Genomic DNA, 25,828 nt, shown 5'->3' with positions numbered 1-25,828 from the left:
CAATCGGGAATCTTCTCACCGACGCTTTTACCGTGTTGTCATGGCGGGTAGCCGGTGTGTTACCGCCGGGTATCCCGGTGGCGACGACTTCCGGGCGGCCCTGGGGAGGTGGCGATGCCGGACCAGACGGAGCTCCGACTCCCCGACGGCGTACGGCTGCACGTCGAGACGTCCGGCCCGCCGGACGCCCCGGTCACCGTGTTGCTGCTGCACGGCTGGACGCTGGACGGGCGCAGCTGGCACCGGCAGGTCGCCGAGCTGCGCGACCGGTACGGCGACCGGGTGCGGGTGGTCACCTACGACGCCCGCGGGCACGGCCGGTCCAGCTGCATGGCGCTGCCGGCGGCGACCCTGGCCCAGCTCGGCGACGACCTGGCCGCGGTGCTGGACGCGGTGGCGCCGGCCAGCCGGGTGGTGCTGGCCGGGCACTCGCTCGGCGGCATGACGATCATGGAGTACGCGCACCGGCACCGGGCGCACTTCGCCGCCCGGATCGCCGGCCTGCTCTTCGTCTCCACCACCGCCGAGGGGCACACCCACACCGCGTATGGGCTGTCGCCGCGGATCACCCGGCTGATCCGGTTGGCCGAGACCACCGGGGCGGGGGTGCTGGCCCGCTGCGGCACCTGGCGACCGCCGCAGGCCCTGCTGCGCGCCCTGCGCCCCAGCATCCGGTGGGTGCTCTTCGGCGACCGCTGCGACCCGGCCGACATCCGCCTGGTCACCTCGGCGGTGGCCCGCGCCTCGCTGCGCTCGATCGGCGGGTTCCGCCCGTCCATCGGCGCCCACCACCGGCTGGACACCCTGGCCGAGCTGGGCCGGCTGCCGGCCGCCGCGCTGGTCGGCGACCGGGACCGGCTCACCCCGCCGCCGTGCGCCCGGTCGATCGCGGCCGCGCTGCCCACCACCGAGCTGACCGTCTGCCCCGGCGCCGGGCACATGCTGATGATGGAGCGGCCCGCCGAGGTCAACGCCGCCCTGCACGGGGTGCTCGGGCAGGTGCTCGCCGACCGACGGCGTCCCGCCCGCCGCGCCGCCGCGTCCGGAGCCACCCCCCGGCATGCCGTACCCTCGTCCGGTTGACCTGGCGCGCGGCCCCGTGCCGCCCGCGACCGTCCGGAGGAGCACGTACGTTGACCGACCAGACCACCCTGGCGCAGGAGATCGCCGTCGAGCAGCGGCATCTCGACCGGGTGTACGCCCGCCTGGCCGAGCTGCGGCGCTCCGCCGTCCTGGCCGAGCGGGACGGCTACCGGCTGGCCCGGGTCGGCAACTTCGGCGCCCTGGTCGAGCGGGACGCGATGGTCTTTCACGCCGCCCAGCGGCGGCACGCGCTGGACGCCGAGCACGAGGGGCTGGTCTTCGGCCGGCTCGACCTGCGGGACCGGCGGGTGCTGCACGTGGGCCGGCTCGGCATCCGCGACGAGAACGCCGAGACGCTGGTGGTGGACTGGCGGGCTCCCGCCGCCGCGGCGTTCTACCAGGCCACCCCGGCCGATCCGCAGGGCGTGGTGCGGCGGCGCACCATCCAGTCCAGCGGCGAGAAGGTGACCCGGATCGAGGACGACCTGCTCGACCCGGCCGCCGCGCCGGCGGAGCTGGCCGTGGTCGGCGACGGCGCCCTGCTGGCCACCCTGTCCCGGGCCACCGGCCGGGGGATGCGGGACATCGTCGCCACCATCCAGCGCGAGCAGGACGAGGCGATCCGCTCCCCCGGTTCCGGGGTGACGATCGTCTCCGGCGGGCCGGGCACCGGCAAGACGGCGGTGGCCCTGCACCGGGCGGCGTACCTGCTCTATTCCGACCGCAGCCGGTACGCCGGCGGCGGCATCCTGGTGGTCGGGCCGTCCACGGTGTTCGTCGAGTACATCGCCTCGGTGCTGCCCTCGCTGGGCGAGGAGACCGCCACCCTGCGCTCGCTGGGCACCCTCTTCCCCGGCCTGACCGCGACCCGCACCGACCCGCCGGAGGTGGCGGCGGTGAAGGGCTCGCTGCGGATGCGCCGGGTGCTGGAGCGGGCGGTCCGGGACGCGGTGCCGGACAGCCCGGGCGAGCTGCGCCTGCTGCACCGGGGTGAGCTGCTGCGGCTGGAGCGCCGCGAGCTGGACGCCATCCGGGACCGGACGCTGTCCCGGGGGGCGCGGCGCAACGAGGTCCGCCGGGCCGCCTTCGACGCCGTGCTGGCCGCGCTCTGGGCGCAGGCCCGCCGGCTGGCCGGGGGGCGCCTGCCGGAGCAGCCGGTGTTCGAGGACGAGATCATCGAGCGGCCGGAGTTCCGGGAGTTCCTGAAGGGCTGGTGGCCGCGGCTGCTCCCGCGGCACGTGCTGGGCTGGCTGGCCCGTCCGGACCGGCTGCGCCGCTACGCCGGCGGGATCCTGTCCCGCGCGGAGACGGAACTGCTGGTCGAGGCGTACCGGGCGCTGGACCGGCAGGGGCCGACCGTGGCCGACGTGGCGCTGCTCGACGAGCTGGACGCGCTGCTGGGCAAGCCGGTGCTGCCGAAGCGGGCGAGGCGGGACCCGTTCCAGCTGGCCGGCGGGGTCCGGGAGCTGAGCACCTTCGCCGACCGGCAGCGAGCCGCCCGCGAGGCGGCGCGGGAGCGCCCGGAGGACTACCGCGACTACGCGCACGTGGTGGTCGACGAGGCGCAGGACGTCTCGCCGATGCAGTGGCGCATGATCGGCCGGCGGGGCCGGCTGGCCTCCTGGACGGTGGTCGGCGACCCCGCCCAGACCGCTTGGGCGGGCGACCCGCAGGAGCTGGACCGGGCCCGCGACCAGGCGCTGGGCCGGCGGCGCCGGCACCGCTTCACGCTCACCACCAACTACCGCAACTCGGCGGAGATCTTCGCGGTGGCGGCGGCGGAGATCCGCCGGCTGCACCCGGACCTGGCGCTGCCCACCGCGGTGCGTTCCACCGGGGTCGACCCGGTGCAGCGGGTGGTGCCGGCGGCGCAGTTGCCGGCGGCCGTGGTCGAGGCCACCGGCGCGCTGCTGGGCGAGGTGGAGGGCACGGTGGGCGTGATCGCGCCGGTGCCGCGCCGGGACGAGGTCGCCGGTTGGCTCGCCGGGCTGACCGACCGGCGGTTGCAGGTGGTGAACAGCCTTCAGGCCAAGGGCATGGAGTACGACGGCGTGGTGCTGGTCGCGCCGAGCGAGATCCGGTCCGAGCCGTCCGGGGTGCGCACCCTGTATGTCGCGCTCTCCCGGGCCACCCAGCGGCTGACCGTCCTCGACCCGGACTGAGCGGGCCACCCGCCCGACGAGTCGGCCTCTCCCGACGGCCTGGACAGGCCGACCTGCCGGATGTGGGGACAGCCTGAGGTGCGTCGACTGCGGAGGGTTAGCGAATCGCGGCCGGCCGATCGAGTGGCAATTAGCACAGCCTTAATTCTTTCCCGGTACCGTGACCATATGCACCATTTGCAACTCTTGCCCCAGCCGTTGGTGGGAGCGGCCCGGGGCGGCCCCGATGACCCGCCGGTAGGCTCGACCGCGGCCTCCGCCGAGCGGCGCCCGCCGGCGCCTGCGGTGGCCGCCGCCTAATCGCCGCCCGCGGCGAGCCGGGGAACCATGTTCGTGGGGTGCATCCGCGTCAGCGGTAGGGATCTTCCGTCCCGAACCCGTCAGCTAACCCGGCCGGCGGCTGACGGAAGGACATGTGCATGCCAGTAGTTGGCCCCGTGAGACGAACCGCCGCCCGGTTGGCGGCCCTGATGGTGGTGACCCTCGCCCTGGGCGTCGGCGCCGTGCCGGCCGGGGCGGCGTCCGCCGCGCCGCTCGCCAAGGCGCCCGACACCGACCACGAGGGTGGCACCGCCAAACTGCGCGACCAGCTCGACGCCGCCAGCAAGGGCTGGCTCGACGCCCGCACCGCGCTGGCCCGGTCCACCAAGCGCCAGCAGGAGCTGGCCACCCAGCTCAAGACCATCGAGGGTGAGCTGGGCGTCCGGGACGCCAAGGTCGGCGAGATCGCCGTGGTGGCGTACCGGACCGGCCGCTTCGGCACCGCGGCGGCGCTGCTGAGCAGCCGCGACCCGGAGAACTTCATGGACCGGGCCGCCGCGCTGGGCCAGGTGGCCGCCAACGAGGACCGGGCCGTGCGCGGCCTGCTGGAGACCCGCGACCAGGCCACCCGCACCAAGACCGCGCTGGACGGCGAGATCGTCGAGCAGCGCAAGCAGGTGCTGGTGATGGCCAAGCGCAAGGAGCAGGCCGAGAAGGCGCTGGAGGTCGCGGCGGCCGAGGCCCGGCGCGCGGCCACCCAGCGCAGCACCAGCGCCAGCGCGGGCGGCAGCGGCAGCGGCGGCACCTCGACCGCCAACGCGAAGCCGGCGCCGCGCAACTCCGACGGCTCCTGGCCGTCCGAGTCGTGCAGCGTGGACGACCCGACCCCGGCCGACGGCTGCATCACCCCGCGCACCCTGCACGCCCTCCAACAGGCCAAGGCCGCCGGCTTCACCCGGTACGTCTCCTGCCATCGCAGCGGCGGCTCCGGTGAGCACCCCAAGGGCCGGGCCTGCGACTTCGCCGCGCAGAAGGGCGGCTTCGGTGGGGACGCCACCGGCGGGGACAAGACGTACGGCAACAACCTGGCCGCGTACTTCATCCGCAACGCCGACCGGCTCGCCGTGCTCTACGTGATCTGGTACCGGGAGATCTGGCTGCCCAGCAGCGGGTGGAAGTCGTACAGCGGGGCGGGCGGCGACCCGTCCAGCGACCACACCAACCACGTGCACCTGTCGGTCTACTGAGCCGACCGGCCCCGGCCCGGTGACCCGCGTGGGTCGCCGGGCCGTGTCGTCGCCACCCGGGCCCGGTCAGCCCCCGGTCGGGGCGGGGCCGGCGTCGCGGTCCAGCACCTCGCCGAGCCGGCTGGCCAGCGCCAGGTGCGCCGAACGGGCCTGCCGGAAGGCGTACGCGAACAGCGGCGCGGGCGCCGACAGGGTGATCTCCACGTCGACCCGGAGCACGCCGTCGGCCTCCCGGCGCAGCCGGGTGTGGTTGCGTACGGTGGTCGCCGGCTGCTGCCGGGCCACCGTCACGATCTCGTCCTCGGTGGCGACCAGGACGTCGGCCTGGTAGGTGACCGGGAAGTGCAACGGCCCGACGGCCAGCCGGTCGGTGATCGCGTAGCTGGCCCGGGCGCCCGGGCGCGGCGGCAGCTCGCGGACCCGGACGATCAGGGGATGCAGCTCCCCCTGCCGCGTCAGGTCGCTCAGCAGCGCCACGGCGTCGGCCGCGGTGCAGCGAGCCTGGACGCTGTAGCTGAACGTGTCGTGCGTGAGCACCCGTCCCCCTACTGGTAGGTCGCCCGATCCTCGCCCACCGACCGGCGTCCTGGCAACGGTCCAACGACCCTGGTCATCGGGGGGCGAACGGGGACCCTCGGCGGGGCGACCGGGTGGCCCGGCGGGGGTGGCCCGGCGGGGGTGGCCCGGCGAGGGCTCAGGCGCCGAGCGGGGCCTCGGGCGTGGCGGCGGCGAAGTAGGGCTCGGGCGCGCCGAAGAGGCCGAGCAGACCGGTGACCCAGAGCTGCCGGTGCACGAACCGGCTCGGCTGGGTGACGACCAGCTTGACGCCGCTGACCTCGGCGGTCTGGAAGCCGGCGACCATGGCGCTGATGCCGACGGAGTCGATGAAGCTGACCAGCCGCATGTTGAGCTCGATCCGGGTCGGCCGGCCCTTCGCGAGCACCTCGGCGATCGCCTCGCGCACCTCGTACGCGGTGTCCACGTCGATCTCGCCCCGCGGAGCGATCTCGACCACACCACCCGACAGAACCGACTTCACGATCGACAGGCTCACGCGAGCACCTCCACCCGCCCCGCTCGGGGCGCCTCATCAGTACGCGGGCCGCGACCGAGAGTATTCCTCCGACGGTCTCGGTCGCCACCCCTCGGGGATGAGCAAATTCGCGGACCGGGACACCACGGCACCCCGGTTCGGGATTTTTCGTTCCTCTGTCCAACGATCGGGCGGGTCGCCCGATCCGCCGAACAGGGTAACGGTTGCGGCCCACCGGCCGGCGCACCCAGTCTGCCCGGCGCGTCCCACCTGCGCATCCGGGATTTCCCCGAGGTTGCCGCCGGCCCTCGCCGCCCACCGGCGGTGGTTTGCGCGGCGCGGTTCGTGGGCACTGCCGGAGGGAGCGCACCGTGACGCGCGGATGAAGAGGTCGAGGTCCGAAGTGGCCGGCCGACTTCGGCACCCCGAGGAGGTAACCCGTGTTCGCAAACAACGTGCTGGACCGCCGCAGCAAGCCCGAGCGGATCGCCGACCAGGCGTGGACGCACCTGTCGGCCGCCGTCGGCTCGGCCGGCGACAGCGTGCGGGGCACCGCCCGCTCCGCCCGCCGCAACGGACTGGACCTGGCCGACGGGGCCGGGGACCTGGTCGGGTCCGCGGCCGAGGAGGCCCGCCGCCGCGCGCTGCTGGCCTTCGACGCCCTGGCCGGCCGACGCCCGGCCCTGCCCTGGGCGCTGCTGATCAGCGCCGCGCTGGTCGGCGCGGCGGTCGGCTGGGCCGCCGGGACCGCGGCCCGCGCGGTCGGCAGCCGGGACGGGCGCGAGGTCGACGAGATCGAGTTCGTGGACGTGGACCGGCCCGACTCCCCCGTCGGCACCGAGGGCTGACCCGGACGCTCGCTGCGGTGTGGCCGCCCGCGCGAGGGGCGGCCACGGTCCGGGGGCCGGTGTCGGAGCCCCCGCCCGTGGCGGACCGGGGCTCCGACACCCGCCCTAACGGGCGGAGGTGCAGGTGAGGTTGGGCACCGAGTTGGTGCCGCGCCAGCTGGCCAGGAAGCCGAAGGTGGTGGTGCCACCCGGGGCCAGGGTGCCGTTCCAGCCGGCGTCCCGCACCACCACGGAGGCGCCGGTCTGGGTGTAACTGCCACCCCAGAGCTGGCTGATCTGCTGGCCGTTCGCGTAGTTCCACGTCACCGACCAGCTGCTGGTCGACGAGCCGCCGTTGTTGCGCACCGTCACCTCGCCCTGGAACCCGCCGTCCCACGACTGGGTGATCTGGTACGTCGCCGTGCAGCCCCCCGCCGGGACCGGAGTGGTCGGCCCGCCGGTCGGCGTGGCGGTCGGTGACGGCGAGGTGGTGGGCGACGCGGTCGGCGACGGCGAGGTGGTCGGGGAGACGGTGGGCGACGGCGACGTGGTGGGCGACGGCGAGGTGCCGCCGGCCGGGTCGGCGACCAGGATGCCCCGGCCGTTGGTGCCCAGGTAGACCCGCCCGTACACCCGGGGGTCGCCGGTGATCGCCTCGCCCGCGTTGCCGTACTGGTGCTGGTCGTCGTTGATCCGCACCCAGCTCGCCCCGGCGTCGTCCGAGCGGTAGACGCCGTGCCGGCCGTCGACCGTGCCGATCGTGAACAGCGCCGGGTACGTGCGGCCGGGGGCCGCCTTGCCGAAGCCGATGTTGACGGCCGTGGTCACCGCGCCCACCCGTGCGAAGCTCGCGCCGGAGTCGGTGGAGTGCCAGAGGCCGCCCTCGCCGGCCAGCCAGATGTCACCCTCCCGGCCGGGCACCGCCTTGAACTTGACGCCGATGGTGGGCAGGCCGGTCGCCGCGGTGGCGGCGAAGCTCGCGCCCCCGTTGGTGCTGACGTAGAACCGCCCGTCGCGGAAACCGTAGAACTTGTTCGGGTTGACCCGGTCGGACTCGACGGTGGCGTTGGCCGGGATACCGGTGGCCGCCGTCCACGAGTTGCCGAAGCCGACCGAGCGGACCACCTGCCGGCCGGCGTCGCCGGGAGCCCAGACGAACTGGCTGCCGTCGGCGGCGGCGGCGACCGTCCCGCCCTCGTTCACCCCGGCCGGTTCGGTGCCCTGGAACCAGTTCGCCCCACCGTCGGTGGAGAACGCGACGTGGCTGTCGTTCGGCCGGTCGGAGTCGGTGAAGTTGCCCGCCCGCACCATGGTCGCGGGCCGGGTCTCGGCGTAGTCCAGGCTGGTCGTGTTCGTGAAGACCGGCTGGGTGAACATCGCGGACGGCACCGCGGTCAGGTCGGTGTGCCGGAAGCCGCCGATGTCGCCCAGCCCGCTGATCAGCGGGGCGCCGGACGGCGGGCTGATCAGGTCGAGCACGGCCGTCTCCTCCAGGCCCTTGACCATCGGCCGGATGGTGACCTTCGCGCCGGTGTCCCACCTGGTCAGGTCGGTGCTGCCGTAGATGGTGGCGCCGGTGCCGTACATCATCCGGTTGCTGTCGTGCGGGTCGATCTCCATCGACTCGGTCATCCAGCCCAGCTTGGGCGAGACGTCCGGCGGGCTCGGGTTGGCGTTGCCGAAGGTGAGCCACGGGACCGAGCTGATGTCCATGGTGTAGCGGAAGCTGCGTTCCGGATAGCTCGTCCAGTCCCAGATCCGGGTCCAGCTGGCGCCCCCGTCGGTGCTGCGCCAGAACATCGCGTCCGGCCACCAGGACACCTGGCTGGCCACCATGAGCGTGCCGGGGCGCTGCCGGTCGATGGTCAGCCCCGAGTAGCCGAAGAAGGCGTCCGAGCGGGACGACGGGATCGGGCTGATCTGGGTCCACGCCCCGGTGGCCCGGTTGAACTTCCACACGTCGCCCTTGCCGCCGTCGTACGGGCCGCCGGTGTCGCTGGTGGCGAGGTAGAGGAACCCGCCGACCGGGTCCACCACACCCTTGTGCGCCAGGTAGCCGGTGGGCGCGCCGGGGATCCGCTCCCAGGTGGCGCCCGCGTCGGTGCTCCGGTAGACCGGGTTGGCCTTGTCCGCCACGCCGACGTAGATCGTCCGGGTGGCGGTGCCGGCCGTGCCCGTGCTCTTGTCGAAGCTGACCCAGGTCAGGCCCTGGTTCTGCCCGTTGTAGCCGTTCGGGTCGCTGGGGTCGGCCCGGTAGTTGCCTACGTTCGGGAAGTTGCCGACCTTTGCCCAGGTCACCCCATAGTCGGTGCTGCGCCACAGGCCGTTGCCGCCCTCGGCTCCGTAGTACAGGACGCTGTTGCGGTTGGGGTCGACGGCGAGCCGCTCCCCCATGCCCCGGCCGGGCATGTTCCCGCCGTTCTTGAACGGCAGCTCGGTGGCCTGCCAGGTGGCGCCCTTGTCGGTGGAGCGCAGGATCGCGCCGTTGTTCGGGTCCCAGCTGTTGGTGTACATGCCGACGGCGGCGTACACCCGGTTGGTCTGCACCGGGTCGGTGGCGAGGCTGACCACGCCGTTCCAGCCGAACCGGTCGGGGCCGACCCAGTCCAGCAGCGGGGTCCACGACTGGCTGGCCTGCTCCCAGCGGTACGCGCCGCCGATGTCGGTCCGCGCGTAGATCAGGTTTTTCTCGGTCGGGTTGAACACGATGCCGGGGACGAATCCGCCGCCGTCGACCCGGACGTTGCGCCAGGTGTACGACTCGGCGGCCGCCGCGGCGGCCGGGGTGGTGGGCGCTACGGTGACCTGCACGGCGACGACGGCCGCCGCGGCGGCCAGCGCGGACGTGACCGCGCCGGCGAGACCTCTCCGCATCTGCGGTTTCCTCTCGGGGTTGCCCGGGTGACGGGGACGGGAGCGACGCGGCGGGCGGTCGAGGGCGACCGCGCCGAACGGCGACGTGGCGGGGGGGAGCTGCCCAGGCTCCCGACCGGCGTGCTGGCTCCCGCAGCCGAGCGCACTCACCTTAACCGCTTCATCGACACCAATGGAAGCGCTCCCAAAGCCGGGTTTCACCCCCGGCGGGTGACGGCGCCTCACCCCACCCGGCGGCACGATCGGCGGCGAACCGGATCCGGAAGGGAGCCACCGATGGCCACCAGCTCCGTGACGCGCACCGACCAGGACATCCAGACCGACGTGCTCGACGAGCTGACCTGGGAGGCCCGGGTCGCCCCGCACGAGATCGGGGTGACCGTCGACGCGGGCATCGTCACGCTGACCGGCTGGGTGGACAGCTACGCCAAGAAGTGGGCGGCCGAGCAGGCGGCGCACCGGGTCGCCCGGGTCCGCGCGGTGGCAAACGACCTCACCGTACGGCTGAACCCGGCGGCCGAGCGCACCGACGCCGACCTCGCCGCCGCCGTCGAGCGGGCCCTGGAATGGGACGCCTTCGTGCCGGTCGAGCGGATCGCGGTGACCGTCGCCGCCGGCTGGGTGACCATGCGCGGCGACGTCGACTGGGAGTACGAGCGGCGCACCGCCGAGCGGACGGTGGGCCGGCTGACCGGCGTACGCGGGGTGACCAACGGCATCGCCGTCCGGCCGGGAACCGTCCGATGACCACCCCGTTGCAGGTGACCGCGAAGCTGCGGACCCCGGTCGGCGAGCACGACCACGTCCGGGGGCCGGTCGACGCCCCGGTCACCGTCGTCGAGTACGGCGACTTCCAGTGCCGGTACTGCGGGGCCGCGTACCCGAACCTGGCGGAGCTGCTGCGCCAGCGGGCCGACACGGTGCGCCTGGTGTACCGCCACTTCCCGATCGCCAACGTGCACCCGTACGCGGAGAACGCCGCCGAGATGGCCGAGGCGGCCGGCCGGCGGGACCGGTTCTGGCCGATGCACGACTGGCTCTTCGAGCACCAGGACCAGCTGGACCCGGTGCACCTGGCGCTCGGCGTGCAGCAGCTCGGCCTGCCGGCCGACGAACTCGCCGCCGAGGTGGCCGGGCAGGCGTACGCCGACCGGGTCCGAGGGGACTTCGTCGGCGGCATCCGCAGCGGCGTGAACGCCGCCCCGACCCTGTTCGTCAACGACGTCCGGCACGACGGCGGGTACGACCTGGCCGAGCTGCTCGCCGCCGTGGACGCCGCGGCCGGCGCCTGACCCGCGACCCCGGCCCGGATCGCACCGGGGCCGGGGCGGCGTCAGATCAGCCGCAGCTCCCGCGCCCGCCGGACCGCCTCCCGCCGGCGGGTGGCGTCCAGCTTCCGGTAGATGTTGCGGACGTGGGTCTTCACCGTGTTGACCGACAGCGACAGCTCGGCCGCGATCTCCACGTTGGACAGGATGCTCTGCAGGTAGCGCAGGATGGTCAGCTCCCGCTCGGTGAGCGGCTCGTCCAGCACGTCGCCGGTCCCGGGCCGCTCCCGGGCGGTGGGCTCGTCGACGCTGTGCTCGTCGGCGGTGCGGACCAGTTCGCTCACCGTCGACCAGTGCGCGGTGCCCGAGTCCAGGTGCGCGGCGAGCAGGTCCCGCACCTCCTCGTCGGCGCGGGTGAAGAGCCGGCGGAAGCCCTCCGGCTCGGCCAGCTCCAGCACCCGCTCCAGGGTCCGCCCGGCCCGCCGCTCGTCGCCGCCCCGCCGGGCCAGCACCGCGTCCAGCAGGCCGGCGTCGAGGCGTACCGGCAGCGGCCAGTCGGCCGCGTCCGGTCCGTCCCAGTCGGGCAGGGCGTGCCCGGCCGCGCCGGGATCACCGGCGCGCAGCTCCGCCCGGGCCAGCGCGACCGCCAGCGCCCCGGCCGGGCCGTCCGGATCGGGTACCCGGTCGGCCAGCCGGGCCCGGGCGGCGTCCGGGTCACCCCGCGCGCTGTCCAGGTCGGCCTGGGCGGCGAGCAGCCAGTGCGCCACCTCGCGGGCCGCCGGCCGGGCGGCCAGGCGCTCCCGGGCCGCCACCAGCAGCCGGTGCGCGGCCACCGGGTCGCCCGCGTCGCGACGCAACCGGGCCCGGCACAGCGCGGCGAGCGCCGCCACCACCGGCTCCTGCTCCGCCGGCCCGGTGACGGCCAACCGGGCGACCGCCTCCGCCGGCTGGTCCCGGTGCAGCGCGACCACCGCCAGCGCCAGGTGGGCGTGGGCGCAGTCGGTCCGGCAGGCCCAGCCCCGGCACGGCGGCAGGGCGAGCGCCTCCCGGGCGGCCCGCTCCGCCGCCCGCAGCTCGCCCCGGACCGCGGCGAGCAGGGCCATCCGGCTGCCGGCGACCAGCTCGGTGCGCTGCCGGCCCGCCGTCCGGGCGGCGGCCAGCGCGTCGGCGAACGCGGACGCGGCGCCCGCCAGGTTCCCCTCGTCCAGCGCGGTCAGGCCGAGCGCCGTGCCGGCCACCGCCCGCACGTCGGCGTCCTCACCCCGCGCCGAGCGCGGGTCGCCGTCCGGCCCGGCCCCGGGCCGGGTGCCGAGCAGCCGGCCGGCCGCCGCGCGTACCTCGGCGTGGTCGCCGGCCGCCCGGGCCAGGGTGAGCTCCAGCGCGGTGGCCAGCCGGCGGAACCGGTCGCGGCGCGGCGCGGCCAGCGAGCCGGCCGCCGCCACCGCCCCGCGCAGCCGGTCCGCGGCGGTCGCCGGATCACCGGCGTACGCCCGCTCGGCGGCCACCGCCAGCGCCAGCTCCGGGTCCCGGCGGACCGCCTCCGCCGGGGGCGCGGCCGGGGCCGGCCCGGCCGGGACGTCCCCGTCGTACGGGGCGAGGTCGGGCCAGCGGTCGATGAACAGCTCGGTGGCGGTGTCCCAGCTCCCGGCGGACAGGGCGTGCCGCAGCGCCTCCGCCGGGCGGCCGTTCCCGGCGTACCAGCCGGCCGCCCGCCGGTGCAGCGCCCGCAGCTCGGCGGCGGGGAGCCGGCCCAGCTCGGCCCGGAACAGGTCGGCCAGCAGCGGGTGGCACCGGTACCAGGGCGGGCTGCTGTCGTCGGAGCGCAGGAAACCACCGTCGCGGGCCAGGGCGGCCAGCACCGGCCCCGAGTCCCCCCGGCCGGCGAGCGCGTCGGCCAGGTCCGCGCAGACGGCGTCGGCGACCGCGGTACGCGCCAGCAGCTCCCGGGCGCCCGCGTCCCACCCGGCGAGCACCTCCTCCCGCAGGTAGCCGGCGACCTCCGGCTGGTCCCCGGCGAACTGCTCCACCCGGCGGCCCGGGTCCGGCTGCCCCCGCGCGGCCAGCGCGGCCAGCCGCAGCCCGGCCGCCCACCCGCCGGTGCGTTCCCGCAGCCGGCGCACCGCCGCCGCCGGCACCGGCGCCGCGTGGGCGGTCAGCAGGTCGGCCACCTCGTCGTCGGTGAAGGCCAACTCGGCCGGCCCGAGTTCGGTCAGCTCACCGGCCAGCCGCCACCGGTGCAGCGGCAGTGCCAGGTCGGTGCGCGCCCCGGCCACCAGGCGCAGCCGCTGCTCGGCGTGGCGCAGCAGGAACTCCAGCCCGGCCAGCGCCGCCGGTGCGGTGATCCGGTCCAGGTCGTCGAGGACCAGCAGCACCGGCCGCTCCCGGGCGGCCAGCGCGGCGGCCAGCAGTTCGAGCTGGTCCGGGCGGGGTGGCCGGTCCGGCACCGGGGCGGCGTCGCCCGCCGCGCCGACCACCGCCCGCAGCGCCGCCGCGACGTACGCCCAGAGCCGTTCGCCGGTGTCGCCCCGCTCCACCGACACCCAGGCCGGCGCGCGGTCCCCGGCCCGGGCCCAGGACGCGAGCAGCGTGGTCTTGCCCCAGCCGGCGGGCGCGGACACCACGGTGACCGGGCCGGCCGTCCCCTCGTCCAGCCGGGCCAGCAGGCGCGGCCGGAGCACGACCGGTTCGGGCAGCGCCGCCGGCGTCAGCCGGGACGCCAGCAACGGCGGCCCGGCCGGCGCCCGCTCCGCCACCGCCCGGCTCAGCTCGTCGGGCATCCGGCCTCCCCACCGACGCTCGCACCCCCGCTCCGGCGGGCGGTTACCCGGCCCGGCCCGGTTCACCCCTTCAGGGCGAGCCCGCTTCACCCACCCCCGGCCGACCATGGGGAGGTACGCGGGCGACCGGCCGCGCGTGACCGGCCGCCCGCCGTCCCCGGGACCGTCCCGGGACGCGCGGAGGGACAGGTGGTACGGATGGGACGGCTGGCCCACGGTGGGACGGTGCTGGTCACCGCGGCCGCCGGCGTGGCACGGGCGTTGCGCGTACCCCGGCGACGCCGGCCCGCGACCGGCCCCGACCCGCGACCCGCCCGCTGGCAGGTGGTGACCGTCGACCGCCCGCCGGAGCAGGTGCTGCCGCAGGGCCGGTGGCCGGAGCCGCTGCGCCGCCTCGACGGGGCGGTGGAGCTGTACCTGCGCCCGGCGCCCGGCGGGCGCGGCACCGAGCTGGCCGCGCGGCAGCTCGCCGGCCGGGCGGCGCTGCCCGGGATGGCGGCGCACCTGGTCGGCGACGATCCCGGGCGGCTGATCCGGGAGACGCTGCGCCAGGCCAAGCAGTACGTGGAGACCGGCGAGGTGCTGCGCGCCGACCGGTCCCGGCTGGACCGCCCGGCGGTGCCCGGATGAGGGCGCTGTGCTGGGAGGGCGCCGGGGAGTTGGCGGTACGCCAGGTGCCCGACCCGGAGCTGCGCAACGCCGGGGACATGATCGTCCGGGTGCGGCGCAGCGCCACCTGCGGGGCCGACCTGCCGCTGCTGTCCGGCCGTACCCCCTTCCTCACCGCCGGGGACGTGCTCGGCCACGAGTTCCTCGGCGAGGTGGTCGAGGTCGGCCCGGACGTACGCGGGCACCGCCCGGGTGACCGGGTGGTGGTCTGCGCGGCGGTGGCCTGCGGCGCCTGCTGGTACTGCCGGCAGGGCCTCTACGCCAGCTGCGACAACGGCAGCGCCGCGGCGGACCGCGCCGAGGCGGCCTGGGGCCAGCCCACCGGCGGCTGCTTCGGGCACCCGGCCGCCCTGGGCGGCTTCGCCGGCAGCCACGCCGAGTACGCCCGGGTCCCGTACGCCGACACCGGCGCGTTCCGGGTGCCCGAGCCGCTCAGCGACGACCGGGCGGTGTTCGCCTCGGACGCCGCCCCGTCCGGCTGGATGGGCGCCGAGCTGGGCGGGGTGCGCCCCGGCGACGTGGTGGCGGTGTGGGGCGCCGGCGCGGTCGGCCAGCTCACCGCGCAGGCGGCCCGGCTGCGCGGCGCGGACCGGGTGATCGTCATCGACCGGCACCCCGAACGGCTGGACATGGCCGAGCGGCACGCCGGCGCCGAGACGTTGCACTTCGAGCACACCGACGTCCCGGCCGAGCTGCGGGAACGCAGTGGCGGTCGAGGGCCGGACGTGTGCGTGGAGGCGGTCGGCGCCGACGCGGAGCCGGGCCGCTCGCTGGCCGACCGGTTCGGCGTCGGCCGGGCCGAGCGGCCGATCGCGGTGCGCGAGGCGGTGCACGCCTGCCGCAAGGGCGGCACCGTGGTGGTGCTGGGCACATTCGCCGGCTTCGTCGACACCTTCCCGCTCGGCGCGGTGATGCAGAAGGGGCTCACCCTGCACGGCGCCCGGCAGCACGGCCAGCGCTACATCCCGCGGCTGCTGAACATGATGGCCCGCGACCAGCTCGCCACCGAGCACCTGGCCACCCACCGGCTGCCGCTGGAGCAGGGCCCGGGCGGGTACGCGCTGTTCCGGGACCGGGCCGACGGCTGCGTCCGTACCGTCTTCGCGCCCTGACCGGTGCGGGGCGGCACCCGGTCCGCCGCGCGGCCGGGGCCGGCGGCTGGCACACTCGGCGGATGCGCGACGACCGCCCGCACGACCTGGTCCTGTTCGGCGCGACCGGCTTCACCGGCGGCCTCACCGCGGAATACCTGGCCCGGCACGCCCCGGCCGGGCTGCGCTGGGCGCTGGCCGGCCGCAACCCGGCCCGGCTGGCCGCGGTGCGGGACCGGCTCGCCGCGATCGACCCCGCCCTGGCCGACCTGCCGCTGCGCACCGCCGACGTGACCGACCCGGCCTCGCTGCGGGCGGTGGCCGAGGGCGCCCGGGTGGTGGCCAGCACCGTCGGCCCGTACGTGCACCACGGCGAGCCGCTGGTGGCCGCGTGCGCCGCCGCCGGCACCGACTACCTGGACATCACCGGTGAGCCGGAGTTCGTCGACCGGATGTACGTGCGCCACCACGCCGAGGCGGTGCGCACCGGCGCCCGGCTGGTGCACGCCTGCGGCTTCGACTCGATCCCGCACGACCTCGGCGTCTGGTACACCGTCAAGCAACTGCCGGCGGACGGGCCGATCGCCGTCGACGGCTTCGTCCGGGCCGGCGGCCGGTTCTCCGCCGGCACCTACCACTCGGCGCTCACCGCGTTCTCCCGGATGGCGGAGGCGAGCCGGGCGGCGCAGGAGCGCCGGGCGGTCGAGCAGCGCCCGGAGGGGCGCCGGGTCCGCGCGGTGCCCGGCAAGGTGGGCCGCTCCGCGGAGGTCGGCGCCTGGGCGGTGCCGCTGCCGACGATCGACCCGCAGGTGGTCCGCCGCTCCGCCGCGGCCCGCCCGGAGTACGGGCCGGACTTCCGCTACCGGCACTTCGCCGCGGTGAAGCGGCTGCCCACCGTCCTCGCCGCCGGGGCCGGCCTGGGCGGGCTGCTCGCACTGACCCGGCTGCCACCCACCCGCCGCTGGCTGATGGGCCGGCTCGCCTCCGGCCAGGGGCCGAGCGCGCAGCAGCGGGCGAAGTCCTGGTTCCGCGTCCGGTTCGTCGGCACCGGCGGGGGCCGGACGGTGCTGACCGAGGTGGCCGGCGGCGACCCTGGCTACGACGAGACGGCCAAGATGCTCGCCGAGTCGGCGCTCTGCCTGGCCGGCGACGACCTGCCGGCCACGGCGGGGCAGGTCACGCCGGTGACCGCGATGGGTGATGCGCTGCTCGAGCGGCTCGTCCGCGCGGGCATCGCGTTTCGCACCCTTTGACACCGCCGGCTTGACCCTCGACCGGGTGCAGCCCCCAGGATCGGACGCCGTGGAGAGCGAACTGCGCAGCATCGGTGAGCTGGCCCGGGTCAGCGGCCTGACGGTCAGCGCGCTGCGGTTCTACGACCGCAGCGGGGTGCTCACCCCGGCGCTCGTCGACCCGGTGACCGGCTACCGCTGGTACACCGACGAGCAGGTGGCCCCGGCCCGACTGGTGGCCGGGCTGCGCCGGGTCGGCATGCCGCTGGCCGGGATCGCCGCCGCGCTGCGGCACCGGCACGAGCCGGCCGTGCTCGGCGCGCTGCTCGACGAGCACCAGCGCCGGCTGGAGGACGGCCTCGCCGACGCCCGCCGCGAGCTCTCCCGGATCCGTACGCTTATCGACCCCGGGGAGCGACCGATGACCACCCGACTCGTGCTGTCCCGTACCGACCTGGCCGCCGCCGTCGACGCGGTCCGCTTCGCCGTCGGCGCCGACCCGGAGCTGCCGGTGCTCGCCGGCGTGCTGTTCGACGTCGAGCCGGACGGGGTGCGGCTGGTCGCCACCGACCGGCACCGGCTGGCCACCGCCCGGGCCGGCGCCCGGGTGGACGGCCCGGCGGTCCGCGCGCTGCTGCCGGTCGCCGCGGTGGACGAGCTGCGGGCGCTGCTGGACACCGGGGACGGCGCGGAGGCGTACCTCACGGTCGGCCCGGCCGAGGTGGTCACGTCGGTGGCCGGCCGCGTGGTGCGCGCCGTCGGACTGCCGTACGACTTCCCGGACCACCGCCGGCTGCTGCGCGAGGCGCTCAGCGACGCCCCCACACACCGGGTGCCGGTGGACGTGCTGACGCTGCGCGCCGCGCTGACCACCGGGGAGGTACTGCTCAGGGAGTACGCCGGCAGCCGCCACGAGGTGGCCGTGCTCGGGCTCGACGCGGCCGGGCTGCGGGTGCTGGCGGCCGACGAGCCGCCGGCGGCGGGCGTGGTCCGGGTCGGGGTGAACCGGCACTACCTGCTCGACGCCCTGGACGCGGGCGACCGCGGCCAACTGGTGCTGGAGCTGGACGGGCCGATCGCCCCGCTGGCGGTGCGCCGGCCGGACGACGGGGACGCCTTCTCGGTGCTGATGCCGATCCGGCTCTGAGGTCCCGTGCCGGGCGGCGCGGAAAGGCCGGTGCGGCGGCGACGGTAGCATCTGGGGGTCCCACCTGGAGTCCGCGGACGGAGGCGTACGGAGCGCATGCTCGACATGGAGTTGATCCGGAAGGATCGCGAGGCGGTGGCGGTCGCGCTGGCCAAGCGATTGGATCCGGCCGAGGTCAGTCAGTCGCTGGACGACATCCAGCGGCTGGACCAGGAGCGACGCGCGCTGATCACGGAGATCGACGCCGAGCGGCAGCGCCGCAAGGCGGAGTCCCGGGCGTACGCGGAGGCGAAGCGGGCCGGCCGGGAGCCGGAGCCGGTGGCCCCGGAGGCCGAGCGCAAGCAGCTCGCCGAGCTGGAGACCCAGCTCGACGAGGTGCAGGCGCGGCTGCGGGACCGGATGAGCGAGCTGCCGAACCTGCCCGCCGACGACGTGGTCCCCGGCGGCAAGGAGGCCAACCGGGTGGTGCGCACCTTCGGCGCGCCGCCGGTGATCGAGCGGGTCCGCGACCACGTGGAGCTGAGCCGGGCGCTCGGCCTGGTCGACCACGAGCGCGGCGTCAAGCTGGGCGGCTCCGGCTTCTGGATGTACACCGGGCTGGGCGCTCGGCTGGAGTGGGCGCTGCTCAACTGGCTGATCGAGCGGAACATCGCGGCCGGGTACGAGTTCCTCCTCCCGCCGCACCTGCTGCTGGACAGCGCCGGTTTCGCCGCCGGCCAGTTCCCGAAGTTCTACGACGACGTCTACCACCTGGACCGGCAGTCCGCCCCGCGCGGGCAGTTCCTGCTGCCCACCTCGGAGACGGCGATCCTCGGGGCGTACCAGGACGAGATCCTGGAGACGGCGAAGCTGCCGCTGAAGGCGTTCGCCTACACGCCGTGCTACCGCCGGGAGGCGGCCGGCTCGCACTCCGACGAGCGCGGGACGGTGCGCGGGCACCAGTTCAACAAGGTGGAGATCTTCCAGTTCACCCTGCCCGACCAGGCGGACGCCGCGCTGGCGGCGATGGTCGCCCACGTGGAGGGCCTGGTCGAGCAGCTCGGGCTGCACCACCAGACCAGCCTGCTCGCCGCCGGCGACGCCAGCGCCTCGATGAAGAAGACCCTCGACATCGAGGTGTGGATGCCGAGCACCGGGAAGTACAAGGAGGTGTCGTCGGTCTCCTGGGCCGGCGACTACCAGGCCCGCCGGGCCGCCATCCGCTACCGCGAGCCGGGCGGCAAGCAGACCCGGTTCGTGCACACCCTCAACGGTTCGGCGCTGGCCACCAGCCGGCTCTTCCCGGCCATCCTGGAGCAGTTCCAGCAGGCCGACGGCTCGGTGCTGGTGCCCGAGGTGCTCCGCGACAAGCTCGGCACCGACCGCCTCACCCCGGTCCGCTGACCGCCTGACCACCCGACGACGGCGGGGCCGGGACTCCCGGCCCCGCACCGTCCCGCGCCGTCTTACTCCGCGCGCCGTCCCACCCCACGCGCCGTCCCCGCCCCCGCGCGCGTCCCACCCCCGGCCCGAGCCGACGGACACCCCCGCCGCAGACTTTGCTCTGCTGCCCCCGAGGCAACACCTGGGCGGCAGAAGTGTTGCGGCGAGGGCAGCAGAGCAAAGTCTGCGGTTGGGGGTTCCCTTGTCGGCCCGGCGAGCTGGGTGGCGGCATCCCGCACCGCCGTCGTCGCGCCGCCTGAGGCGGCCGGGGCCGGCCGCGGTGGATCAGGGTTTCGCCGGGCGCCGGCTCCGCAGCCGGCCCCGGAGCGCCGGCCAGCGACGACGGAGGCCGGCGGCGAGCAGCAGCGCGGCCAGGGCCACTGCCAGGGCCGCCGGGCCGGCGGCGTCCAGCACGGCGACCAGCCGCTGCTGGAGGCGGGCCGCGGCGACCACCACCGGATCGCCGAAGGCGTCGTGCCGGCCGAGCGCCAGCCGCACCTCGTACCAGCCGTACCAGGCGACGTAACCGCCGGCGACGAGCAGCACCAGGCCGCCGAGGCGGGGCACCAGCGCGCCGGTCCGGCGCATCCGGGCCAGCACCGAGCCGCGGACCAGGGCCACCGCGAGGGCGGCCACCCCGACCACCAACCCCATCCCGATCGCGTACGCCCCGAACAGCGCCAGCCCGCGCAGCGTCGAGCCGGCCCGCAGGCTGGTCACCACGATCGCCAGGAACGGGCCGACGGTGCAGCTCAGCGACGCCAGCGCGTACGCCATGCCGAACAGCGCCATCGACGCCCAGGAGCGGGTGAGCCGGGGCGCCCGCAGCCCCGCGCCCGGGCCGGGCAGCCGCCGGCCGGCGAGCAGCCAGCAGCCCAGCGCCACCAGCAGCAGGCCCAGCCACACGGTGAGCCACGGCAGCCGGGGCCGCAGCCAGCCGGCCAGCGGGGCCAGCGCCAGCCCGAAGGCGCCGAAGACCAGGACGTACCCGCTGGTCAACCCGGCGGTGGCGAGCAGCGCGCGGCGCACCGCGCCCCGGCCGTCGGCGGGCCCGGCGACCAGCAGCGACAGGTACGCCGGCAGCATCGCGAAGCCGCACGGGTTGACCGCGCCGAGCATGCCGGCGGTCAGCGCCAGCAGCAGCGGGGTGCCCACCGGGTCATCCGGCCAGCTCGGCGACCCGGCGGGTCAGCGACTCGCCGTCCAGGAAGCCCTGGTGGACGACCCGGCCATTGCGGTCGAGCACCACGAAGGTGCTCTGCTCGACCACCTTGAACCGCCGCCAGAGCACCCCTTCGCCGTCGTCGAGCTGGGGCGTGCCGGCCAGGTCGAACTCGGTGACGAAGTCCCGCATGGCCGCGCGCTCGCCCAACCCGGCGACCCCGACGATCGGCACCGTGTCGCGGTATCTCGGCGCGATCTCGGCCACCGTCCACGCCTGGCTGGCGCAGGTCGCGCACCACGGCGCCCAGAACCAGAGCACCACCGGCCGCCCGGCCAGCGCGGCGGCGGGGAAGGCCGCGCCGTCCAGGGTGGTGCCGGTGAACCGCAGCGCCGCCGGGACCATGGCTGACGAGGCGCCCGGGCCGGCAGCGCCCGATGAGCCCGCAGCGCCCGGTGACGCGCCGGCTCCGGCCGGCTCGGCCGAACCGACGGCGCCGGTCGGGGTCGGCGAGGTGGCGGCTGACGGGCCGGACCCGGCGGTGGCCGGTTCACCGGCCGGTCCGCCGACCGCGCAGCCGCCGGCGAGCAGCACGACGACCAGCCCGGCGGTCGGCATCCACCGGCGCACCCGCGACGACCTCGACATCCCGCTCCTCCTCAATGGGCTACTCGACCTTGGACAGTCGCAGCGCCAGTTCGGGGCAGACCTTGACGGCCTTCAGCGCCCCCTCCCGCAGCCAGGTCGGCACCGGGGTGGGCGGGAAGGCGGGGTACCCGTTGCCGTCGAGCCGGATGAAGTCCGGCACCACGTGGGCGCAGAGCCCGTGTCCGTCGCAGCGCGACCAGTCGAGGGTGAGCTTGCGCGGGTCGGCGTCGGGGGCCCCGGGCAGCCCCATCACCCCCTTGACCCGCCGGCCGCAGCCCTCGCCGGTGGTGTGCAGCCGCAGATCCTCGGCGAAGACCTCGATCGCGGAGAGGGCGAACCGGGCCGTACCGTCGGGGTGGCTGCACGCGCCCCGGCCCTTGACGTTGCCGGCGGCCGCGCGGACGATCTCCACCGGCGCGCTGCCGGAGACCGCGAGGTCCACCGAACGGGCCAGCTCGGGCAGGCCCATCTTGCACGGGCCGCACTGGCCCGCGGACTCGCCGGCCAGGTAGCGCACCACCTGCGCGGCCTCGCCGAGCGGGCAGGTGTCCCGGCCGAGCGGCACGATGATGCCGGCGCCGAGGGTGCCGCCGACGGCGGCGAGCCCCTTGCGGGACACCTCGGCCCGGTCCGCCGCCTCGGCGGTGATCCACTTGCCGTGGTAGCCGCCCGTCAGGATGCCCGGCCCGTCGGGCACCTCGCACAGCTCGAGGATCTCCCGCAGCGGGGTGCCGGCGGCGCACTCCACCACGGCCGGGCGGGCGGCCGCGCCGGTCACCGTCAACAGCACGGTGCCCGGCTCGTCGTCGGTGCCCAGCGCCGCGTACTCGTACGGGCCGAGCCGGGCGGCCACCGCCACCTGGGCGTACGTCTCGGCGTTCGACAGCAGGGTGGGCAGCCCGCCGACCCCGGAGTCGCTGGACCGCTTCTTGGTGCCGGGCGGGATGTGCGGCAGCCCGTTGATCCCGTTGACCAGCGCGCCCCCCTCGCCGGAGATGAACCGGTGCGGCACGGTGACGATGCTGGTCGGCACCGGCATCCGCCGCTCACCCAGCGCCTCGGTCAGCGACGCCCGGCCGATGTCGTCGTCGGCGACCCCGATGACGATCTCCTCGGCGTCCAGCGCGTACGCGGCCAGCGCCGCGCCGTCGAGGATGAGGTGCGGGGCCCGGGTGAGCAGCACCTTGTCCTTCCAGCTTGCCGGCTCGCCCTCGGTGGCGTTGACCACCACCACCGCCGGGGCGTCCTGCCGCTGGCAGGACTCCAGCACGGCGCGCAGCTTGCGGGCGAACGGGAAACCGGCGCCGCCCTTGCCCTTGAGCTGGATGCCCTCGGCCAGCCGCAGCAGGTTGGCCGGTTCCATCGGGCCGATCGGCCCGTGCACCTCCTCGTGCGCGGCCAGGTCCAGCCGGCCAAACTCGGCGAACCCGGCGGTGAGCCGCGGCTCGCCGACGCAGGCCACCGGCGGCACCTTGGTCCGGATCACTTCGCCTCACCCCGCAGCCCCGCCCAGTACGCCCCGTCGACCGCGTCGGCGTTGGCCCGCCGCCGACGGCTCGACCGGGACTCCCCGGCGGCCCGCCGCTTCCGGCGGGAGGCCAGGTCGACCAGGGTGGGAGTGTCGTCCACCGGCGGCTCGTCGGCGGCGTAGCGGGCCGGGGGCCGCCAGTAGTCCGGCTCCACCGGCACGTCCTCCTCGCGGCTGTGCCGGCCGGCGGAGACCGGCTCGGCGGAGATCGGCTCGGCCGACACCGGCGTGGCGCTCTCCCAGCGGCGCGGGCTGTCCCACGGCAGCTCCGGCTCGGGCTCGCGGGGCGGCGCCGAGTACCGCGCGACCAGGTCCTCCTCCTCGCGGGCGGCACGGCGGCCGGCCGAGACCGGGGCGTCCTCCTCGACGTACCGCGACCGGCGTCCGGCGGAGACCGGCGCCACGTCGCGCGCCCCGGTCACCGGCGCGTCCTCCTCGACGTACCGGGACCGGCGCCCACCGGAGACCGGCGCCGTCTCGGGCGCCCCGGTGACCGGGGCGTCCTCCTCGACGTACCGGGGCCGCCGTCCACCGGAGGCGGGCGCCGCGCGCCGGGCGGCCGGCTCCAGGTCGCGGTCGCGGCGGCGCGGCGCTTCGCCGCGGCGCAGGGTGCCCGGCTCGGGCACCACCGGGACCGAGAACCGCTCCGGGTCACGCCGCCGGGGCGGCGGCCCGAGCCAGCCGGTGGTGGCCGGCTCGGCCCAGCCGCCCCGATCGTCCTTGGCCGCGCCACCGCTGCGGCGGCGGGTCAGCCCGGCCAGCAGGCCGCGGCCGGTGCCCTCCTCCGTCGAGCGGGCGGCCATCGCCTTGTTCATCGCGGCGGCCTGGTGCTGCTCGCGGCTGCGCCGACCGAGGTGCACCGAGACCCGGACCAGCAGCGCCAGCACCACCAGCAGCACGCAGGCCAGGTAGCTGAGCACCACCCAGGAGGCCGCGGCGCGGCCGGCGTTGAGGCCGTGCACCAGGGCGAACGGCCAGGAGACGTACGCCGCGGAGTGCAGCGCCCGCCACAGCCATTTCGGACCGACGCCGGCGAAGCGGGCCCGGATCAGGCCGGTCCAGAGCACGCTCACCATCAGCAGGGCGGCCACCGTGCCCAGGCCGACGTAGAGGCCCTGCCCGCCGAGGAACGGCAGCACGGCGTCGGTGACCCCGGCGCGGCCGATGGCGACCTTGGTGATGACGTGGAACACCAGGCCGGCGATGCCGAGGATGCCGGTGGCCCGGTGCGCCGACTGGAGCAGCACCCGGTGCCGGATGAGCAGCACCAACCGGTCGGTGGCCAGCAGGCCCAACATCACGGTGAGACTCAGCGACACCAGGGTGATCACCCCGGCGAAGAACTCGGTGAAGAAGAAGCCGTACGCGTACATCACGGCGCCCTCGCCGGTGAGCTCGATCCCCGCCCACAGCAGCGCGAGCACCGAGGCCGCCAGCGCCGCGATCGCCCGCCCGGAGACGGTGCGTACGCCACGGCTGGTGCTGGCGGTCCGGACGGCGGCCGACTTCTGGTTCTGCTGTCCCCGGCCCATCTGCTCCTCGATCGTCACTCGCGGCGGCGCGCGCACCACCGGCCGACCCTGCTCCGCCCAGCAGTACGCACGCCGGGGGTGAACGGATCAGCGCGCCGCCCATTTTCTCGGCGGATCCGTCGAACCGTCCCGGTCCGGCGCGCGTGTAGCGCCCTACGCAACGACGGATTTCCATTCGTTGACAGTCCTTGCAACAGGCTTGTAACCTTGCCGAAAATTTTCAGTGCCGACTGCAAGAACCCGGCACTGAAGCGCTCCCCCGCGCACCACCACCCCGTCCCCCGCACCCCCAGGAGTACCGATGCATCGACGCCGACGCCGCTCGGTGGCCGTCGCTCTCGCCGCGATCACCGGCCTGCTCGCCCCGACCGCCGTGGCGGCACCCCCGGCCACCGCCGCCACCCCGGGCAGCAAGAAGGTCATCGTCCAGCTCTTCGAGTGGAACTGGGCCTCGGTGGCCAGCGAGTGCACAACTGTGCTGGGCCCCAAGGGCTACGGCTACGTCCAGGTCTCCCCGCCGCAGGAGCACGTCAACGCCGCCCCGTGGTGGGTCTCCTACCAGCCGGTCAGCTACCGGATCGAGTCCCGCAAGGGCACCCGGGCGCAGTTCCAGTCCATGGTCAACACCTGCCACAACGCAGGCGTGAAGGTCATCGTGGACACCGTGGTCAACCACATGTCCGGCCAGGACAACGGCGGCACCGGCTGGGCCGGCTCGCCCTACGGCCACTACGACTACCCGGGCACCTACGGCCCGCAGGACTTCCACTACTGCGGCCGCAACGGCGGCAACGACATCGTCAACTACAACGACCGGTACGAGGTGCAGAACTGCGAGCTGGTCAACCTCTCCGACCTCAAGACCGAGTCGGACTACGTCCGGACGCGGCTCGCCACCTTCATGAACGACCTGCTCTCCCTCGGCGTGGACGGGTTCCGGCTGGACGCCAGCAAGCACATGCCGGCCGCCGACATCGCCGCGATCAAGGGCAAGCTCTCCCGCTCGGCGTACATCGTGCAGGAGGTCATCTACGGCGCCGGTGAGCCGATCCAGCCGACCGAGTACACCGGCAACGGCGACGTGCACGAGTTCCGGTACGGCAAGGACCTGGCCCGGATGTTCAACAACGAGCGGCTGGCGTACCTGAAGAACTTCGGCGAAGCCTGGGGCTACCTGCCCAGCGGCGGCGCGGTGGCCTTCGTGGACAACCACGACACCCAGCGCGACGGCGGGGTGCTGACCTACCGCAACGGTGGGATCTACGCGCTTGCCAACGCCTTCATGCTGGCCTGGCCGTACGGCACCCCGGCGGTGATGTCGAGCTTCACGTTCAGCAACAAGGACCAGGGGCCGCCCTCGGACGGCAGCAACCGGATCACGAACACCACCTGCAACTCCGGCTGGCAGTGCGAGCACCGCTGGCGGGTCATCGCCAACATGGTCGGCTTCAACAACGCCGTCCAGGGCACGGCCGTGGCGAACTGGTACGACAACGGCTGGCAGCACATCGCGTTCAGCCGCGCCGGCAAGGGCTACCTGAGCATCAACGACGAGGACTTCGCGATCACCGGCCGGTCCTACTACACCGGACTGCCCGCCGGCCGCTACTGCGACGTCATCCACGGCGACTTCAGCAACGGCTCGTGCAGCGGACCGGTGATCACCGTGGACGGCAGCGGCTGGTTCGCGGCGAACATCAACGCGCACGACGCGGTGGCCATCCACGTCGGCGCCAAACTGCCCTGACCCCACCCCACCCCCCGCCCCACCCCGTTGATCAAGGGGTTTGCGTCGCCTGCAACGCCGGATTCCTGACGCAAACCCCTTGATCAACGGCCACCGCCAGCGGCCTGATGCCCCCCAC

19 protein-coding genes, 1 pseudogene and 1 riboswitch are annotated in these 25,828 nt (G+C 75.5%); of the genes and pseudogenes, 12 read left to right on the top strand and 8 right to left on the bottom strand.

Annotation, left to right across the window (positions count from 1 at the left end):
• Nucleotides 1-114 precede the first annotated feature (114 nt).
• The 3 genes from K7640_RS18545 (at nt 115) to K7640_RS18535 (ending at nt 4,753) form a co-directional block, all read left to right on the top strand.
• Nucleotides 115-1,083: an alpha/beta fold hydrolase gene (locus tag K7640_RS18545; protein ID WP_222956126.1), complete on the top strand. Its 969-nt coding sequence runs from the start codon at nt 115-117 to the stop codon at nt 1,081-1,083.
• A gap of 50 nt (nt 1,084-1,133) precedes the next feature.
• Nucleotides 1,134-3,245, top strand: a complete 2,112-nt coding sequence (locus K7640_RS18540; RefSeq protein WP_222956125.1) for an AAA family ATPase — start codon at nt 1,134-1,136, stop codon at nt 3,243-3,245.
• A 283-nt stretch (nt 3,246-3,528) separates the two neighbouring features.
• Nucleotides 3,529-3,660, top strand: a riboswitch (cyclic di-AMP (ydaO/yuaA leader).
• Nucleotides 3,661-3,664: 4 nt separating this feature from the next.
• On the top strand, nt 3,665-4,753 hold the full coding sequence (locus tag K7640_RS18535; protein ID WP_222956124.1) for a hypothetical protein: 1,089 nt from the start codon (nt 3,665-3,667) through the stop codon (nt 4,751-4,753).
• A gap of 66 nt (nt 4,754-4,819) precedes the next feature.
• Here K7640_RS18535 and K7640_RS18530 read toward each other — a convergent pair whose 3' ends face one another.
• Together K7640_RS18530 and K7640_RS18525 are read right to left on the bottom strand one after the other, a co-directional pair.
• The gene (locus tag K7640_RS18530) at nt 4,820-5,290 is read right to left on the bottom strand and encodes an SRPBCC family protein (RefSeq protein WP_222956123.1); all 471 of its coding nucleotides are present in this window, start codon (nt 5,288-5,290) and stop codon (nt 4,820-4,822) included.
• A gap of 157 nt (nt 5,291-5,447) precedes the next feature.
• Entirely contained in the window at nt 5,448-5,807 is a 360-nt protein-coding gene (locus tag K7640_RS18525) for an STAS domain-containing protein (protein WP_222956122.1), read from the bottom strand.
• A gap of 419 nt (nt 5,808-6,226) precedes the next feature.
• On the opposite strand from K7640_RS18525, the gene K7640_RS18520 reads away from it, so the two are divergent.
• Entirely contained in the window at nt 6,227-6,634 is a 408-nt protein-coding gene (locus tag K7640_RS18520) for a hypothetical protein (protein WP_222956121.1), read from the top strand.
• Nucleotides 6,635-6,739: 105 nt separating this feature from the next.
• Here K7640_RS18520 and K7640_RS18515 read toward each other — a convergent pair whose 3' ends face one another.
• Complete coding sequence (locus K7640_RS18515) at nt 6,740-9,487, bottom strand: cellulose binding domain-containing protein (protein WP_222956120.1); 2,748 nt, start codon at nt 9,485-9,487, stop codon at nt 6,740-6,742.
• A gap of 276 nt (nt 9,488-9,763) precedes the next feature.
• Between K7640_RS18515 and K7640_RS18510 the strand changes: the two are divergent.
• Both K7640_RS18510 and K7640_RS18505 read left to right on the top strand, forming a co-directional pair.
• A pseudogene (locus K7640_RS18510) lies at nt 9,764-10,219 on the top strand (BON domain-containing protein); the annotation flags it as partial.
• A gap of 11 nt (nt 10,220-10,230) precedes the next feature.
• Nucleotides 10,231-10,779 (top strand): DsbA family protein, encoded by a 549-nt coding sequence (locus tag K7640_RS18505; protein ID WP_222956118.1) that lies wholly within the window; start codon nt 10,231-10,233, stop codon nt 10,777-10,779.
• A 41-nt stretch (nt 10,780-10,820) separates the two neighbouring features.
• On the opposite strand, the gene K7640_RS18500 is transcribed toward K7640_RS18505, so the two are convergent.
• A complete protein-coding gene (locus K7640_RS18500; RefSeq protein ID WP_374198103.1) occupies nt 10,821-13,598 on the bottom strand; it encodes a LuxR C-terminal-related transcriptional regulator in 2,778 nt (925 codons plus the stop codon).
• 132 nt (nt 13,599-13,730) lie between these two features.
• Between K7640_RS18500 and K7640_RS18495 the strand changes: the two genes are divergently transcribed.
• The 5 genes from K7640_RS18495 to serS all read left to right on the top strand — a co-directional run bounded on the left by K7640_RS18495 (nt 13,731) and on the right by serS (nt 19,054).
• Nucleotides 13,731-14,162: a hypothetical protein gene (locus tag K7640_RS18495; RefSeq protein ID WP_255609413.1), complete on the top strand. Its 432-nt coding sequence runs from the start codon at nt 13,731-13,733 to the stop codon at nt 14,160-14,162.
• Complete coding sequence (locus K7640_RS18490) at nt 14,159-15,313, top strand: zinc-dependent alcohol dehydrogenase (protein WP_222956115.1); 1,155 nt, start codon at nt 14,159-14,161, stop codon at nt 15,311-15,313. The genes K7640_RS18495 and K7640_RS18490 overlap by 4 nt, the downstream gene beginning before the upstream one ends.
• A 62-nt stretch (nt 15,314-15,375) precedes the next feature.
• A complete protein-coding gene (locus K7640_RS18485) occupies nt 15,376-16,545 on the top strand; it encodes a trans-acting enoyl reductase family protein (RefSeq protein WP_222956114.1) in 1,170 nt (389 codons plus the stop codon).
• Nucleotides 16,546-16,606: 61 nt separating this feature from the next.
• Entirely contained in the window at nt 16,607-17,671 is a 1,065-nt protein-coding gene (locus K7640_RS18480; RefSeq protein ID WP_222956241.1) for a MerR family transcriptional regulator, read from the top strand.
• A 96-nt stretch (nt 17,672-17,767) separates the two neighbouring features.
• Nucleotides 17,768-19,054: a serine--tRNA ligase gene (gene serS, locus K7640_RS18475; RefSeq protein ID WP_222956113.1), complete on the top strand. Its 1,287-nt coding sequence runs from the start codon at nt 17,768-17,770 to the stop codon at nt 19,052-19,054.
• Between the two features lie 324 nt (nt 19,055-19,378).
• Here the strand turns inward: serS and K7640_RS18470 are convergent, their stop codons facing one another.
• From K7640_RS18470 to K7640_RS18455, 4 genes are read right to left on the bottom strand one after another with little or no spacing between them, the layout of a single operon-like run.
• On the bottom strand, nt 19,379-20,248 hold the full coding sequence (locus K7640_RS18470) for a cytochrome c biogenesis CcdA family protein (protein WP_222956112.1): 870 nt from the start codon (nt 20,246-20,248) through the stop codon (nt 19,379-19,381).
• A gap of 4 nt (nt 20,249-20,252) precedes the next feature.
• Entirely contained in the window at nt 20,253-20,903 is a 651-nt protein-coding gene (locus K7640_RS18465; RefSeq protein WP_255609411.1) for a redoxin domain-containing protein, read from the bottom strand.
• Between the two features lie 19 nt (nt 20,904-20,922).
• A complete protein-coding gene (locus tag K7640_RS18460; protein ID WP_222956111.1) occupies nt 20,923-22,389 on the bottom strand; it encodes an NADH-quinone oxidoreductase subunit NuoF family protein in 1,467 nt (488 codons plus the stop codon).
• The gene (locus tag K7640_RS18455) at nt 22,386-24,002 is read right to left on the bottom strand and encodes a ferric reductase-like transmembrane domain-containing protein (protein ID WP_308042590.1); all 1,617 of its coding nucleotides are present in this window, start codon (nt 24,000-24,002) and stop codon (nt 22,386-22,388) included. The genes K7640_RS18460 and K7640_RS18455 overlap by 4 nt, the downstream gene beginning before the upstream one ends.
• A 262-nt stretch (nt 24,003-24,264) precedes the next feature.
• Between K7640_RS18455 and K7640_RS18450 the strand changes: the two genes are divergently transcribed.
• Entirely contained in the window at nt 24,265-25,710 is a 1,446-nt protein-coding gene (locus K7640_RS18450; protein ID WP_222956110.1) for an alpha-amylase family protein, read from the top strand.
• Nucleotides 25,711-25,828 lie beyond the last annotated feature (118 nt).

Origin of the sequence: Micromonospora sp. PLK6-60 (assembly GCF_019890675.1) — a bacterium.
Lineage (GTDB): Bacteria > Actinomycetota > Actinomycetes > Mycobacteriales > Micromonosporaceae > Micromonospora.
Note: the sequence above shows the minus strand (reverse complement) of the source record. Positions and strands in the feature narration are given on the sequence as shown.

Excerpts from the sequence above, each read along its gene's own strand:
- K7640_RS18545 (WP_222956126.1), top strand. The coding sequence starts at position 115 with ATGCCGGACCAGACGGAGCTCCGACTCCCCGACGGCGTACGGCTGCAC.
- K7640_RS18535 (WP_222956124.1), top strand. The coding sequence starts at position 3,665 with ATGCCAGTAGTTGGCCCCGTGAGACGAACCGCCGCCCGGTTGGCGGCC.
- K7640_RS18515 (WP_222956120.1), bottom strand. The coding sequence starts at position 9,487 with ATGCGGAGAGGTCTCGCCGGCGCGGTCACGTCCGCGCTGGCCGCCGCG.
- K7640_RS18505 (WP_222956118.1), top strand. The coding sequence starts at position 10,231 with ATGACCACCCCGTTGCAGGTGACCGCGAAGCTGCGGACCCCGGTCGGC.
- K7640_RS18495 (WP_255609413.1), top strand. The coding sequence starts at position 13,731 with ATGGGACGGCTGGCCCACGGTGGGACGGTGCTGGTCACCGCGGCCGCC.
- K7640_RS18490 (WP_222956115.1), top strand. The coding sequence starts at position 14,159 with ATGAGGGCGCTGTGCTGGGAGGGCGCCGGGGAGTTGGCGGTACGCCAG.
- K7640_RS18485 (WP_222956114.1), top strand. The coding sequence starts at position 15,376 with ATGCGCGACGACCGCCCGCACGACCTGGTCCTGTTCGGCGCGACCGGC.
- serS (WP_222956113.1), top strand. The coding sequence starts at position 17,768 with ATGCTCGACATGGAGTTGATCCGGAAGGATCGCGAGGCGGTGGCGGTC.
- K7640_RS18465 (WP_255609411.1), bottom strand. The coding sequence starts at position 20,903 with ATGTCGAGGTCGTCGCGGGTGCGCCGGTGGATGCCGACCGCCGGGCTG.
- K7640_RS18450 (WP_222956110.1), top strand. The coding sequence starts at position 24,265 with ATGCATCGACGCCGACGCCGCTCGGTGGCCGTCGCTCTCGCCGCGATC.